The sequence below is a fragment of the Dactylosporangium sp. NPDC049140 genome, assembly GCF_040648435.1.
This window is the reverse complement of sequence record NZ_JBEZDS010000014.1, coordinates 109,312-123,435: the sequence shown is the minus strand read 5'-3', so window position 1 is coordinate 123,435 and position 14,124 is coordinate 109,312. Positions and strand designations below refer to the sequence as shown.

Annotated in this window: 11 protein-coding genes; 6 read left to right on the top strand and 5 right to left on the bottom strand. The window is 74.0% G+C overall.

Translation table 11 applies throughout. The features are described from left to right. Positions 1–1,774: 1,774 nt before the first annotated feature. Positions 1,775–3,766, bottom strand: coding sequence for an ATP-binding protein (locus AB0B76_RS23770; RefSeq protein ID WP_360378871.1), 1,992 nt, complete (start codon positions 3,764–3,766; stop codon positions 1,775–1,777). An 8-nt stretch (positions 3,767–3,774) separates the two neighbouring features. Continuing rightward, complete coding sequence (locus AB0B76_RS23765) at positions 3,775–4,440, bottom strand: D-alanyl-D-alanine carboxypeptidase (protein WP_360378868.1); 666 nt, start codon at positions 4,438–4,440, stop codon at positions 3,775–3,777. 104 nt (positions 4,441–4,544) lie between these two features. On the opposite strand from AB0B76_RS23765, the gene AB0B76_RS23760 reads away from it, so the two are divergent. After that, positions 4,545–5,672, top strand: a complete 1,128-nt coding sequence (locus AB0B76_RS23760) for a glycosyltransferase family 4 protein (protein WP_360378865.1) — start codon at positions 4,545–4,547, stop codon at positions 5,670–5,672. Positions 5,673–5,829: 157 nt separating this feature from the next. On the opposite strand, the gene AB0B76_RS23755 is transcribed toward AB0B76_RS23760, so the two are convergent. From AB0B76_RS23755 to AB0B76_RS23745, 3 genes are all read right to left on the bottom strand, one after another. Then, entirely contained in the window at positions 5,830–6,498 is a 669-nt protein-coding gene (locus AB0B76_RS23755; protein WP_345130927.1) for a response regulator transcription factor, read from the bottom strand. A gap of 33 nt (positions 6,499–6,531) precedes the next feature. Next, the gene (locus AB0B76_RS23750) at positions 6,532–8,100 is read right to left on the bottom strand and encodes a GAF domain-containing sensor histidine kinase (RefSeq protein WP_360379130.1); all 1,569 of its coding nucleotides are present in this window, start codon (positions 8,098–8,100) and stop codon (positions 6,532–6,534) included. 131 nt (positions 8,101–8,231) lie between these two features. Beyond that, the gene (locus AB0B76_RS23745; RefSeq protein ID WP_360379127.1) at positions 8,232–10,022 is read right to left on the bottom strand and encodes a long-chain fatty acid--CoA ligase; all 1,791 of its coding nucleotides are present in this window, start codon (positions 10,020–10,022) and stop codon (positions 8,232–8,234) included. A 121-nt stretch (positions 10,023–10,143) separates the two neighbouring features. Between AB0B76_RS23745 and AB0B76_RS23740 the strand changes: the two genes are divergently transcribed. From AB0B76_RS23740 to AB0B76_RS23720, 5 genes are all read left to right on the top strand, one after another. After that, positions 10,144–10,587, top strand: coding sequence for an SRPBCC family protein (locus tag AB0B76_RS23740; RefSeq protein WP_360378862.1), 444 nt, complete (start codon positions 10,144–10,146; stop codon positions 10,585–10,587). Positions 10,588–10,675: 88 nt separating this feature from the next. Then, complete coding sequence (locus AB0B76_RS23735; RefSeq protein ID WP_360379125.1) at positions 10,676–11,038, top strand: hypothetical protein; 363 nt, start codon at positions 10,676–10,678, stop codon at positions 11,036–11,038. Positions 11,039–11,064: 26 nt separating this feature from the next. Further along, positions 11,065–12,012, top strand: coding sequence for an ROK family glucokinase (locus AB0B76_RS23730; RefSeq protein ID WP_360378860.1), 948 nt, complete (start codon positions 11,065–11,067; stop codon positions 12,010–12,012). A 4-nt stretch (positions 12,013–12,016) separates the two neighbouring features. Next, positions 12,017–12,691, top strand: a complete 675-nt coding sequence (locus AB0B76_RS23725) for an endonuclease/exonuclease/phosphatase family protein (protein WP_360378858.1) — start codon at positions 12,017–12,019, stop codon at positions 12,689–12,691. An 18-nt stretch (positions 12,692–12,709) separates the two neighbouring features. Then, the gene (locus AB0B76_RS23720) at positions 12,710–14,122 is read left to right on the top strand and encodes an NAD(P)-binding domain-containing protein (protein WP_360378855.1); all 1,413 of its coding nucleotides are present in this window, start codon (positions 12,710–12,712) and stop codon (positions 14,120–14,122) included. Positions 14,123–14,124: the final 2 nt, after the last annotated feature.

The window sequence follows — 14,124 nt, the reverse complement described above, 5'->3', positions numbered from 1 at the left end:
CGCTCTGCGCTGCCCGCTCTGCGCTGCCCGCTCTGCGCTGCCCGCTCTGCGCTGCCCGCTCTGCGCTGCCCGCTCTGCGCTGCCCGCTCTGCGCTGCCCGCTCTGCGCTGCGCTGCCCGCTTCCAGCTCTGCCCGGCTCCGCTTCTGCCCGCGCTGCTCTGCTCTGTCCGGTCTGTCCGGGCGCTCCGCCCCGCCTGCTTCGCGCCGCCCTACGCCGCCGAGGCCGACCTGCGCGGCCGCGCGGCGCCCCGTCTCCTGTCCTTGCGCCGTCGCCCTGCCTGCCTCGACCGCGCATCGCCTCTGCCTGCGCCTCGCCACTGTGTTGGGTCAGGCCGTTCCGCCTCTCGCCGCCTCGCGCCCGCATCTCGCCCCGCGTCGCCCTTCGCCTGCATCTCGTTCCGCCTCGCCCCGCGCCTCCCTGCGCCGCGTCGCCCGCGTCTCGGCCCCCGCCCTCTGCTCTGAATGCTCTGTCCGCGTTCCGCCCGCCCGCTCCGCGCCAGTCCTTCGCCGTCGCGCTGCCTACGCCGCAGCGCCTCGCCTTATCACTGCGCCGCCCGCCGTCACGCCGCCCCGCTTCGCCCCGCCTCGGCCCCGGATCGCTCTGGCCTGCCCGGGCCTCGCCGCCGCGCCGTCGCGGCGCCCGACCTCTTACTGCCCTGCGCACACGTCTTGCTCCGCCCCTGCCGCCCGCCGCCGCGACGCTTCGCCCCGCGTCCGCGCCTCGTTCCGCCCACGGCGCCGCCTCGCACCACGCCGCCCTGCGCCGCGTCGCCCGCGTCTCGCTCCGCCCTCGCGTCGCCTCGCCCTGCGCCGCTCCGCCTCGCCACGCGCCACGTTTCTGTGCCGCCGCGCCCGCCCTGCGCTGCGTCGCTCCGCGCCCTGACCCCGTCTTCCCGCGTCGCCTCGCCCCCGCCACCCTGCGCCGCGCCGCATAGTCTCGCCGTGCCGCGCCCGCCCTACGCCGTCACGCCCGCCCTGCGCGGAGGGGTTGCCCCGTCCCGCGCCGCGCCGCGCCGCGCCGCGCCGCGTCGCGTCGTCTCGCCCTGCCCCGCGCCGCACCGCACCGCACCGCATGGTTTCGTCTCGCCCCGGGCCGTCCTGTCCCGCGTCGCGTCGCATCGCATGGTTTCGTCTCGCCCCGGGCCGTCCTGTCCCGCGTCGCGTCGCGTCGCATGGTTTCGTCTCGCCCCGCGCCGTCTCGCCCCGCGCCGTCCCGCCCCGCGCCGTCCCGCCCCGCGCCGCGTCGTCTCGTCCCGTCTCGCATCGCGCCGTCCCGCCCCGCACCGCACCGCACCGCGCCGCCCCACGCCGCGCCGCGCCGCGCCGGCGCCGCATGGTTTCGTCTCGCCCGGCGCCGCGCCGCATGGTTTCGTCCCGCGGCGCGTGGCCTCGCCCGCCGCGCCGCCGCCCCCGTCCGCGTTGACTCCCGCTGGCTACGCCCACACCGTCGTCGTCTGCTCCGTGCGCATCCAGCTCGCCCGACCCGCCACGTCGTCGACTTGCCTCGGTTCCGCCACAGCGCCGGGCGCCCGCCGCTCGCGAACCCGTGTTCGCCACCCGCGCTGCGTCACGAGCCGGGCCGGGCCCACCAGGAGAGCCTGTGCGTCCCGGCCCGCTAAGTCGGCGGCGGAGTGCATGGCTGCGTTACGAGGTGGTGCCGCGGGCCGTGCACGAGGTCGCGGCGTGGAGGGGGTTCGGGCCGACTACGTCAGTTCGGACCAGACGAGGGCAACAGCCGTCCACGTCGGGGTGTCGAGCGGCACGGCGGGAGGAGTCACGCCGGTGTGGTGCGGTTTCGCGGTACGTAGAACTCGACCTCTGTGCCCCTTCCCGGGTGGCTGTAAATCTCCGTCGTTCCGCCCAGGTCCGCGATCCGCCCGCGCATGGACTGGGCCACCCCCAAGCGGCCCGCGTACGTGGCCTCCGTCAGGCGGTCCGGGGTGAAGCCCACGCCGTCGTCGCGGACGGTTACGCGTACCGCGTCGCCCTCGTCCTCCAGGAGGACCCACGCGTGGGCCGTCGGGCCCGCGTGGCGGTGCACGTTGTCCAGGGCGGCCTGCACCGCGGCCGTGAGTTCGGTGGAGGCGGTGGCCGTCAGGAGTACCGGATTCGCGGGCGCGGCCACGTCGACCGTGGGGGAGGCGAGGGTCGTCAGGATGGCTCGCAGGTCCAGGCGGTTCGCGGGTGGGGCCACCGGGTTGCCCGACAGGAGGTTGCGCAGGGCCTGCTCCTGCTCGCCGGCCAAGGTGGCCAGCTGCGCGCCCTGGCCGCCCAGTTCGGCGCCGTGGCGTTGCATGAGGGCCAGTACCTGCAGGACGCCGTCGTGGATGGGGCGGGCCAGGCGGTTGCGTTCGGCCTCGGCGGCCTCTTGGCGGATCTGTTCTGCGCGGCGGCGGTCGGCTCGGCGGGCCGCCCACTGCTGGGCGAAGCCGAGGCCGCCCACGCCGGCGGCGGCTACGAGGAGCAGGACGGCCGATGTGGTGATGTGGTAGACCGGGTTGAAGTACGAGGACTGGGGCAGGCCGTCGCGCAGGTAGGTGGCCAGGACCGCCTCGCGGCCGCCCAGGGCCAGGACGATCGCGAGCGGGCCCAGGGCCGCGGGCACGGCGCCCGACGGGGCCAGGGCCGGAGCTACGGTGCCGACGGTTGCCGTCGCTGCGGCGGTGATCAGGACGGCGATCAGGATGCCCGGGATCACGCTCTGCTGCTGGACGAGCCTCTCGGGGTTGCCGGTCGTGGCCGCGTACGCGATGAACAGCGCCGTCGCGGCGGCCACCGTGACGGCGACGGTCAGCGGCACGCGCAGGCGGGTCCAGGCCAGGGCCGCCCCGGCCGCGACGCCGGCCAGCACGGCGAAGATGGGCAGCGCGGTGTACTGCAGCGCGCCCATCGCCAGGATCAGCGGCGCGACCATGCCGACCTGCGCGACCGCCGCGGTCAGGGCGCCGCCCAACGACCACGGGCCGGCCATCGCCGCCAGGCCGGCCACGACGACCAGCGTGATCGTGCCGATGACCGCGCCGGCAACGTACCCGTGCCGGAACATCGCGCTCTGCGACACGCCCAGCAGCATGGCCAGGCGCTCCGGCGTGAGCAGGCCGAGCGGGAAGGCGAGGGCCAGCGCCAGGCCGCCGGCCAGGACGGGGCGCAGCCGGGACCAGCCCTCGTGCGGCGCGCCGTCCGGCCACGCGTCGGGGTCGCGGCCGCCCAGCAGGGCCGCCGTCGTCGCCGCTCCGGCGATGCCGAGCGCGACCGGGCCGTTGAGCCAGGGCCGCACGGTGCCCAGGAACTGCCAGTGAGTGTCGGTGATCGCCATGCCCAGCAGCGACGTGCCGACGGCCAGCCCCGCGACAAGCGTGCCGCGGCCCGTTTCGCCGCGGCGGAGCATCGCCTGCGCGGCCGCGAGCATCGCGACGAGCGCCAGCGGCTGGCTGCACCGGGTCAGCACGCCCGCCGACAGCGGCAGCTCCGACGCCAGTTCCGGCGGCAGCAGCAGCGGTACCGCCAGCAGCCCCGCCCCCGCCATGAGCGCCGGCCACCAGCGCAGCAGTACGAGCGCGGTCACGATGACGACGATCGGGCCCAGCTCGAACGCGGTGTCGAGCGCGTCGCGGGGAGCGGCCTGCAGCGCCAGGTACATCACCAGGTTGTTCGGCCCGCCGTCGAGCGTGCGCTGCGCGGACGACGCGACCACGAGCAGCAGGGCGCCGCTGAGGCCGCCCACCAGCGGGGCGGCGCGGCGGACGGGGGCGGGAAGCGTGGACATCGCAGAGATCATCGCCGATGCGCCGCGGTCGTGCACAGGCGGGGCGCGGGCACGCCGGGGTGGGGAAGGCGCACGGGCCGCCCGTCCGGCCGGTACTCGAAGTGCCACCACTCGTTGTCGTAGGTCCGGTAGAGCCCGTGGCGGTACCCGTGCCGCTCCAGCCACCGCGCGCCCTCGGTCGGCCGCACGTCCAGGGCGGTCCCGGCCACGTGCCGCGACGCGTGCGGGGGCAGCACCCGGCGCCAGGCCGCGGCCACCGAACCGTCGCGGTCGACCGCCGCGGCGAAGAGCCGGGCCTGCTCCAGCGGGTGGCGATAGCCCGACGTGAGGCCGATCAGCTCGCCGTGCCGCCACAGCGCCTCGGCCCGGGCCGCCTCGAACGCGACCCGGGTCGCCCCCGTAAGCCCGGCCAGATCCTCGGCCGGGAAGCGCGCCGCCAGCGCCCACTGACAAGCGACGTGCCGCGCGGGCCCGAGACCGCGCCCGCGCGCCGACCCGACAAAACGCGCGGGTCCGGAAAACAGCGCGGGCACGGAAAGAAGCCCGGGCCGGCGAGCGGCGACCAGCCACGCGACAGGCACCAGCGCGACCGCCAGCGCCCGCGTGACCCCGCGGTACAACACGTCCCGTCGCCGCGCGGCCGCGGCGTCCCCGTCAGTGAGCGTGTGCGGCATGCCAAGAATCTGCCGTCCGGGCCGGCCCGCGGTCCTGAGTCGCGGTACCCATTCGCGCTAGGTACCGCCACTCAGGAGCACGGCCGGACGGCTAAGGTCGGCGGGTGGCGACCTCACTGCTGATCACGAACGACTTCCCGCCCCGGCCGGGCGGCATTCAGCAGTTCGTGCACAACCTCGCCGTCCGCCAGCCGCGCGACGAGGTCGTCGTCTACGCCTCCACGTATGCGGGCGCCGAGAAGTTCGACGCCGAGCAGCCCTTCGAGGTCGTCCGCGAGTCCACCGGCATGCTGCTGCCGACCCCGCGGGTGGCCCGGCGCGCCGCCGAGATCGCGCGCGCCCGCGGCTGCGACCGGGTCTGGTTCGGCGCCGCGGCCCCGCTCGGGCTGCTCGCCGACGGGCTGCGCCGCCGCGCCGGGATCGAGCGGGCGGTGGCGATCACGCACGGGCACGAGGCCGGATGGGCGGCGCTGCCGGGGGCGCGCGCCCTGCTGCGGCGCATCGCGCGGGGGACGGAGGTGGTCACGTACCTGGGGGAGTACTTCCGGGTGCGGCTCGCCCGCGCGATCGGCGAGCTTACGCAGCTGCAGCAGCTCGCGCCCGGCGTCGACGTGGACGCCTACTCGCCGGAGGTCGACGGGGCCGAGATCCGGCAGCGGTACGGGCTGGCCGGCCGTCCGGTGATCGTGTGCGTGTCCCGGCTCGTGCCGCGCAAGGGGCAGGACGTGCTCATCCGGGCGCTGCCGCACATCCGCCGGGCCGTGCCGGACGCGGCGCTGCTGGTGGTGAGCGGCGGGCCGTACCGCGCGACGCTCGAGCGGCTGGCGCGCGAGCAGGGCGTGGGCGAGCACGTGGTCTTCACCGGGGCGGTCGCGTGGGCCGAGCTGCCCGCGCACTACGCGGCCGGTGACGTGTTCGCGATGCCCTGCCGGACCCGGCGGCGCGGGCTCGACGTCGAAGGGCTGGGGATCGTGTACCTCGAGGCCTCGGCGACGGGCCTGCCGGTGCTCGCCGGCGACTCCGGCGGCGCCCCGAACGCGGTGCGGGAGGGCGAGACGGGTTTCGTGGTCCCGGGCCGTGACGTGGACGCGGTGGCCGACCGGCTCGTCACGTTGTTGCGCGATCGTGCGCTCGCCGCCCGGATGGGCGCGGCCGGGCGCGCGTGGGTCGAGTCCGAGTGGCGCTGGGAGACGCAGGCGGCCCGCTTGCAGGCGCTGCTGTCACCGCAATAAGAAAACGCGCGCGGAAAGCCGCTCTTTTCCCGGGAGCAACCGTTCGGGGGATGGCTTTCGGCGAAACGGCCCCGGCATTCCGGGAATGGCGCGGCCGGCTGCCGGGGGTATCGGGAGCCGGCCGTCCGCGCGATTTCGGGGGTAGAACGAGAACGCGTCAGAAACTGGGGGCGTCGGGCGCTTCGAGCAGGCCGAGACGCAGCGCGGTCATGAGGGCCTGGGCCCGGTTGGCGGCGCCGAGCTTCTCGTAGAGCTTGGAGATGTGGGTCTTCGCGGTGGACTCGGAGACGAACAGCTGCTTGGCGATGCCGGCCACGCTCATGCCGTCGGCCAGCAGCCGCAGGACCTGACCTTCGCGGGGGGACAGCTGCGGGCCGCTCGGGGCCAACCGGCGCTTCATCGCCTCGGCCAGGTCGGCCGCGGTGAATGCGCTGGGCGCCGAGGCGGCGTGCCGGGCGGCCGCCACGACCTCGTCGGCGGGGGCCGTCTTCGGCACGAACGCCGAGGCCCCGGCCTCGAGCGCGCCGAAGAGCTGGTCGTCGCCGGCGTACATGGTCAGCACGACGATGCCCATGGTGTTGCTGGTCTTGCGCAGGGCGCGGGTGGCCTCCAGCCCGCTGCCGTCGGGCAGCCGGAGGTCCATGATCACGACGTCGGGCTGGAGCGCGCCGGCCTGACGGATCGCCTCGGCGGCCGTCGCGGCCTCGCCCACCACCTCGAACTGGCGGTCGCGCTCGAACGCGTGGCGCAGGCCTCGGCGAATCAGATCGTGGTCGTCGACGAGCAACACTTTCGTGCGGGTCGTCGGCGTCGCGGTAGTAGACATTCCCGGTGCTCTCTCCCTCTGGGTGCCTTCACGCTACCGCGCACGCGGTGCGGTTCCGAGCACAACCGCCACTGTGGTCCCATTCGGCACACGTGGCGTGATCTCCAACCGGCCCCGGATACGTTCCGCCCTCTCGGCCATGATCGCAAGACCATAGTGCCCGTCCGGACGGTTCTCACCGATGCCGCTGCCATCGTCGGATATTTCTACCTGTGCGAACGGTGGATCGACCGCGCACGTTACCCAAAGATTCTCCGCGCCCGCATGTTTCCGCGCGTTGGTGATGGCCTCCTGGGCAATTCGCAGCAGTTCGGCCTCGACCGCGGCGGGCAGCCGGGCGGTGGTCTCGTCGAGCGAGAGGTGCACCCGCAGCCCGGCCGAGGCGCCGACGGTCCGCGCGTAGTCGGAGATCGCCGCGGTGAGGCCGCCGTAGCGGTCGACCTCGCTGCGCAGCTCGAACAGCGACAGCCGCAGCTCCGTGATCACGCGGGTGACCTCGGCCCGCAGCACCCGCAGCTCCTCCTCGGCCGCCTCGACGTTGGGCAGGGCCGCGACCGCGTTGTCGATGCCGTACCCCACCATGACGAGCTCCTGCGCCACCCCGTCGTGGATCTCGCGGGCCAGCCGCTGCCGCTCCTCGGTGGTGGCCAGCGAGCGGACCTCGTCGAAGAGCAGGGCCGCCTCGAGCCGCAGCGCCGCCGGGCCGGTCGCCGACCGGACCTTGGTGACCAGGGCGGGCGGGTACGACCCGGGGGTGTCGGTCTCGAGCACGATCAGCCCGACGGTGCGCACCCCGGCGATGAGCGGCACCGCCATCGAGGAGATGCTCTGCCCGCGCGCGACCGATCGGGCCTGCGAGCGGCCGGAGACGACGGGCTGCTGGGTGGCCCACGCGTCGGCGACGGCGCTCTCGGTGTCCAGCGCCGTCTCCCAGTCGAGCCGCTCGACGCCGGCCTGGGCCAGCACGACGAGCCGGCCGCCGCCGCTGCCGGACAGCACCGCCCCGCGCGTCGAGGGGACCGTCGCGCGGACCTCGTCGAGCAGGTGCTCGGCCAGGCCGCCCGGGTCGAGCGTGGCCCCGGGCAGCTGCCGGGCGACGCTGCGCAGCTGGGTCAGCAGGCGCGTGGCCTCGGCGTAGGGCTGCGGCGTCTCCTCGGGACGGCGGGCCAGCAGTACCCGCTGCAGGAGCGTGACCTGGAACGCCGCGACCCCGGCGATGACGAGCCAGGTGCCGCCCGCGGCCAGGTACTCGCGCTCGTCGAGCCGCCCCTCGACGGCCCCGCCGACGACGAGCAGCGCGGCCGCCGCGACCAGGTACGCCGCGGCGAGGCGGCGGCCCTCGGACAGCGCGGCGGCGACGATCGGCACCGGCAGGTACAGCAGCAGCGCTCTGGCGTCGTCGTTGAGCGTGGACGCGGCGAACGCGGTGATGAGCACCTCGGCCGTCCGCCCGAGCCGCGCGACCTCGTGGGAGTCGGGCGCGACGGTGGCGATGACCGCGGCCGCCAGCAGCAGCACGAGCCAGAGCAGCTCCGCGGCGCGCACGCCGTCGGAGAGCAGCAGCACGGCGACGAGGGCCAGCAGCAGCACCCGCACGACCACGATCGCCCGCCGCGCCTGGCTCGCGGGCGTGCCGGCGCGCTCGGCGGTGGCCCCGGCCCGGGCGGCGGGGGCGGCCGGGCGGGCGGCCACCGCGGGCTGGTCGGTCAACTGCGTCCTCCAAAGGCGAAAGGTCAGCGCTCGTAGATGGCGGCGATGTCGCCGGCGTACTCCTTCAGCACGATGTTCCGCTTCACCTTCAACGACGGAGTGAGCTCGCCGGTCGCCTCGGTGAAGTCGCGGGGCAGGATTCGGAAGACCTTGATGCCCTCGGCCTTCGACACGGCCTGGTTGGCCTCGTCGATCGCCTTCTGGACCTCCGCGCGCAGCTGCTGGTCGTCGACCAGGCTCTCCATCGACGCGTCCTCGGGCTTGCCGTTGTCGCGCTTCCAGACCGGCAGCGCGTCGGGGTCGATGGTGACCAGCGCGGCGATGAACGGCTGCCGGTCGCCGATGACCATGCACTGGCTGATCAGCGCGTGGGCCCGGACCCGGTCCTCGAGCACGGCCGGGGCGACGTTCTTGCCGCCGGCGGTGACGATGATCTCCTTCTTGCGCCCGGTGATGCGCAGGAAGCCGTCGTCGTCGAGCTCGCCCAGGTCGCCGGTGTGGAACCAGCCGTCGGCGTCGATCGTCTCGGCGGTGGCGTCGGGGTTGTTCCAGTACCCCTTGAAGACGATGTCGCCCTGCACGAGGATCTCGCCGTCGTCGTCGATGCGGATCGTCACGCCGGGCAGCGGCCGCCCGACGGTGCCGATCCGCACGCCGTTGTCGCGGTTGGCGTTCGTCGCCGGGGAGGTCTCGGTCAGCCCGTACCCCTCGTAGATCGTGACCCCGATGCCGCGGTAGAAGTGCGCGAGCCGCTCGCCGAGCGGGGCGCCGCCGGAGATGGCCCGCGTGCACTGCCCGCCGAGCGCGGCGCGCAGCTTGCCGTAGACGAGCCGGTCGAACAGCGCGTGCTGGGCCTTGAGCAGCAGCCCGGGCGACGGCGCGGCGCTGTAGTCGATCGCCACGCGCTCGGCCCGCTCGAAGATCTTGCCCTTGCCGTCGGCCTGGGCGCGCTGCTTGGCGGTGTTGTAGACCTTCTCGAACACGCGCGGCACAGAGAGTACAAACGTCGGCTTGAAGCTTTTCAGCATGTCGGCCAGGTTCTTGGTGTCGGCCGTGTGCCCCATGGTGGCCCGGGCCTGGACCACGCCGATCTGGATGAGCCGCGCGAACGAGTGCGCGAGGGGCAGGAAGAGCAGCGTGCGGGCGCCCTCGTTGAACAGCGAGCGCAGCTCCGGGACCGCGTTGACGATGTCGGAGAGCATGTTGCGGTGCGTGATCATGCAGCCCTTGGGGCGGCCGGTCGTACCGCTGGTGTAGATGATCGTCGCCAGGTCGTCGGCCTTGGTCGCGGTGCGCCGCCGGTCGACGTCCTCGCGGGGCACGGCCGCGCCGTCGCCGACGAGCTGCTCGACCGCGCCCGGGGCGCCGTCGATCTGCCACACGTGGGCCAGGCCCGGCGTCCGCTCGCGCACCTGGGCGACGGCGTCGCGGTGGGCGTCGGTCTCCACGAAGCAGGCGACCGCGCCGGAGTCCTCGAGGATCCAGGCCACCTGCTCGGGGCTGGAGGTTTCATAGATCGGCACGGTCACCGCGCCGCAGGTCCAGATCGCGTAGTCGATGAGGGTCCACTCGTAGCGCGTCTTGCTCATGAGGGCGACGCGCTCGCCCGGCTCGATGCCGGCGGCCAGGAGCCCGCGCGCCAGCGCGACGACCTGGTCGAGGAACTCCGCGCAGGTCACGGGCAGCCAGGCTCCGTCGACCCGGCGTTCGAACTGCACCGAGGCCGGGGCCACGGCGGCGTTGTCCCAGACCGGGTCGGTCAGCGTGGCCGTCTCGGCGACGGTGACCGCGGCGGGGACGGAGAACTCGCGCACGTCCGGCTCCATTTCCACTCTGTTGCTGTATCGGGAACCTACCTGTCGGCGTAACAGGTCGCACAGCCCCCCAGGCGAGCCGACGCCCCACACCCACCGTGGCAGAGGTAGCCTGCCACGCATGGCCGACACTTCGACCCAGTCGATCGTCATTGACGCGCCCCCGGATCGGGTCGCCGCGGTCATCGCCGATTTCGCCCGCTACCCGGAGTGGGTGGCCGCGGTGAAGTCGGCCGAGGTGGTTGAGGAGTACGAGGACGGGTACGCCAGCCAGGTCCATTTCGTGCTCGACTCGGGCCCGGTGTCCGACGAGTACACGTTGCGGTACGAGTACGCCGAGGACCTGAGCCGGATCGAGTGGAGCCTCACCGCGCCGTCGAAGATGCAGAAGCAGCAGGAAGGCTCGTACGACATCGCCGCCTCGCCGGACGGCACCTCCACGGTGACCTACTCGCTTTCGGTGGAACTGGCGATCGGGATGCTCGGCATGTTCAAGCGCAAGGCCGAGAAGATGATCATGGACACCGCGCTCAAGGAGCTCAAGCGCCGGGTCGAGGGCTCGTGAGCGGTCCGGAGCTTGCGGAGGTGACGGCGTGAGAGAGCCGCGCGAGGAGGCCGAGCGCCTGGTCGCCGCCGCCCTGGCCGCCCTGTCCATGGCCGCGAACAGCACGGCCGGGTTCGCCACCGGCTCCGCCGAGTGCTGCGTGTGCCCCCTGTGCAAGGCCATCGCGGCCGCCCGCAACCCCGATCCGGATCTCGCCGAGCGCCTGGCCACCGGCGCCGGAAACCTCGCGGCCGGGGTCGCGTCGTTCCTGAGAGGGTTCAGCCCGGCGCGAGAGCCGGGAGGCCCGGCGTCGGAAGAGCGGGGAGGTCCGGCGGAAGGGCCCGGAGGCTCGGCGGAAGAGCCGGGAGGTCCGGCGGAAGAGCCAGGAGGCTCGGCGCAGGAGCCGGGAGACTCGTGGCACGCCGCCACGCACAAAACGTCAACCACCGACAGCGACGTCGCTCAGGATTGACCCCAGAACGAGAGGAGCTTCCCGCAATGGGGCTGACCATCGGCGTCGACATCGGCGGAACCAAGGTGCTCGGCGGTGTCGTCGACACCGCCGGCGACGTGCTCGTCCAGACTCGGCGTGACACGCCCGCGCAGGACCCGCACGAGACCGCCGAGCGCATCATCGATGTGATCAAGGACCTCGCCGCCGGGCAGGACGTGGAGGCCGTGGGCATCGGCGCGGCCGGGTGGGTCGACGCGACCCGCTCGATCGTGCAGTTCGCGCCCAACCTGGCCTGGCGCGACGAGCCGCTGCGCGACAAGATCCAGCAGGCGATCGGGCTGCCCACCGTCGTGGAGAACGACGGCAACGTGGCGGCCTGGGCCGAGTTCCGCTTCGGCGCCGCGCACGACGCCGACGACTCGATGGTGCTGTACACGGTGGGCACCGGCATCGGCAGCGGGATCGTGCTCGGCGGCCGGCTCATCCGCGGCGCGAACGGCGTGGCCGGCGAGGTCGGGCACACCACGATGATCCCGGACGGCCACCCGTGCGGCTGCGGGCGGCGGGGCTGCCTGGAGCAGTACACCAGCGGGAACGCCCTCGTCCGCTTCGCCCGCGCCGACGCGCGGGCCCGCCCGGAGGCGGCCGTGACGCTGCTCGGCGAGGCCGGCGGCGACCCGGACGCGATCCAGGGTCCGGCCGTCACCGCCGCCGCGCGCCTGGGCGACCCGGTCGCCATCGGCGCGTTCGAGCAGGTCGGGCGCTGGCTCGGGGTCGCCTTCGCCGACATCGTGCAGACGCTCGACCCGCAGGTCATCGTGGTCGGCGGCGGCGTGATCGACGCCGGCGACCTGCTGCTGAAGCCGGCCCGGGCCAGCTACGAGGAGCAGCTGGCCCAGCGCGGCCGGCTCCCCGTCGCGGACGTGCGCCCCGCGCTGATGGGCAACCTGGCCGGCGTGGTGGGCGCCGCGGATCTGGCCCGTATGAGGTGACACGGTGACGAAGATCAGGGTGCTGTCGTACAACCTGCACGGCCTCAAGGACGACCGGCGCGCGCTCGCGGAGGTCGTGCGGGAGGCCGCGCCGGACATCGCGATCCTGCAGGAGGCGCCGCGGCGCTTCCGGTGGCGGCAGAAGTCGGCGAACCTGGCCCGCGAGTTCGAGCTCGTCATCGGCGGCGGTGGGCTGCCGGCCCTGGGCAACCTGATCCTGACCAACCTGCGGGTGCGCACGGTCGCCGAGTGGAACGTGCGCTACCCGCTGACCCCCGGCCGGCACATGCGCGGCGCCGTCTTCGTGCGGTGCCGCGTCGGCCGGGCCACCTTCGTGGCCGCGGGCTCGCACCTGTCGACCGACACGGCCGAGCGCCCGGCCCAGGCCGAGCTGCTCAAGGCCCGGATGGAGGAGGTCGCCGAGCCGCTGGTGTTCGCCGGCGACCTCAACGAGAACTCCGGCGGGGCGGCCTGGCGCATGATCGCCGACGGGCTGACCGACGCGGCCGGGCCCGACGAGCGCCCGACCTTCCCGGTCGCGGCCGCCCGGGAGCGGCTCGACGCGATATTCGTCGATCCCCGGATCACGGTGCTGCAGTACGACGTCGTCGACACGCCCTCGAGCCGCGCCGCCAGCGATCATTTTCCGGTGGTCGCCGACCTGGAAATCGACGCATAAATCCGGGATGATGCCGCGGTGAGCGCTGACGGTCGGTTCGATGATCTTGCCGGGAACGCGACCCACTGGCGCGACGGCGAGCCTGTGTACGACCGCGGTGACACCGTCTGCGTCATCGGCGCCGGCGGCACCGGCCTCACCGCCGTCAAGAACCTGCGCGAGGCCGGGTTCGGGGTGGACTGCTACGAGCGCGAGACCGGCGTCGGCGGCGGCTGGAACTGGCGGCACGACCGCAGCCCGGTCTACGCCAGCACGCACCTGATCTCGTCGAAGCCGTTCACGCAGTTCCCCGACTTCCCGATGCCGGACGACTGGCCGGACTACCCGCACCACTCGCAGATGCTGCAGTACTTCGAGCGCTACGCCGACCACTTCGGCCTGCGCGAGCACATCTGGTTCGGCACGGAGGTCGCCCGCGTCGAGCCCGTCGACGACCCGGGCGGCGGCCCGCCGCGCTGGGACGTGACCGTGAAGGGCTCGCGGGGCGGGGCGCCGCGCACCATGCGCTACAACGCCGTCGTCGCCGCCAACGGGCACAACTGGGCGCCGAAGATGCCCGAGTACGAGGGCCTGGCCGAGTACCGCGGCAAGGTCATCCACGCCGGGCAGTACAAGGACGCCGCCCAGCTGCGCGGCCGCAAGGTACTCGTGATCGGGGCCGGCAACTCCGGCTGCGACATCGCCGTCGAGGCGGCCCAGCAGGCGGCCCGGTGCTGGCACTCGACCCGCCGCGGCTACTGGTACGCCCCCAAGTTCGCCCTCGGCCGCCCCGCCGACCAGGTCAACGACCGGATCCTCGCGATGCGGCTGCCCACCCGGGTCCGCCAGTGGCTGCTGCACCGCACGATCAACATGACCGTCGGCGACCTGACCCGCTTCGGCCTGCCCCGGCCCGAGCACGGCATCCTCGAGATGCACCCGCTGGTCAACAGCCAGCTGCCGTACTACCTCGGCCACGGCGACATCGTCGCGGTGCCCGACGTGAAGCACTTCGACGGCCACGAGGTGGTGCTCACCGACGGCCGCTCCATCGACCCCGACCTGGTCGTCATGGCCACCGGCTACCTGCCGCGGTTCGAATTCCTGGCCCCGGAGCTGATCTCCGCCGACGCCGCCGGCCGCCCCCGCCTGGCCCTGCAGATGCTCTCCCGCACGCATCCCACGCTCGCCGTGGCCGGGCTGCTGCAGCCGGACTCGGCGCTGTTCACGCTGTCGCACTGGCAGGCGGTGTTCATCGCGCAGTGGCTGCGGGTCCTCGACGCCGCGCCCGACCGCGCGCAGGCCGTCTGGGCGCGGCTGCGCGTCGACGGCGATCGGCGCTACACCCAGGCGAAGGTGACGGACTCGACCCGGCACTGGTTCGAGGTAAGTCACTTCGTGTACCTCAAGGAGCTCGAGAAGACGTTGCACGAGCTGGAGGCGGTCCGGTGACG

Excerpts from the sequence above, each read along its gene's own strand:
- AB0B76_RS23770 (WP_360378871.1), bottom strand. The coding sequence starts at position 3,766 with ATGTCCACGCTTCCCGCCCCCGTCCGCCGCGCCGCCCCGCTGGTGGGC.
- AB0B76_RS23735 (WP_360379125.1), top strand. The coding sequence starts at position 10,676 with ATGGCCGCGAACAGCACGGCCGGGTTCGCCACCGGCTCCGCCGAGTGC.
- AB0B76_RS23730 (WP_360378860.1), top strand. The coding sequence starts at position 11,065 with ATGGGGCTGACCATCGGCGTCGACATCGGCGGAACCAAGGTGCTCGGC.
- AB0B76_RS23755 (WP_345130927.1), bottom strand. The coding sequence starts at position 6,498 with ATGTCTACTACCGCGACGCCGACGACCCGCACGAAAGTGTTGCTCGTC.
- AB0B76_RS23740 (WP_360378862.1), top strand. The coding sequence starts at position 10,144 with ATGGCCGACACTTCGACCCAGTCGATCGTCATTGACGCGCCCCCGGAT.
- AB0B76_RS23765 (WP_360378868.1), bottom strand. The coding sequence starts at position 4,440 with ATGCCGCACACGCTCACTGACGGGGACGCCGCGGCCGCGCGGCGACGG.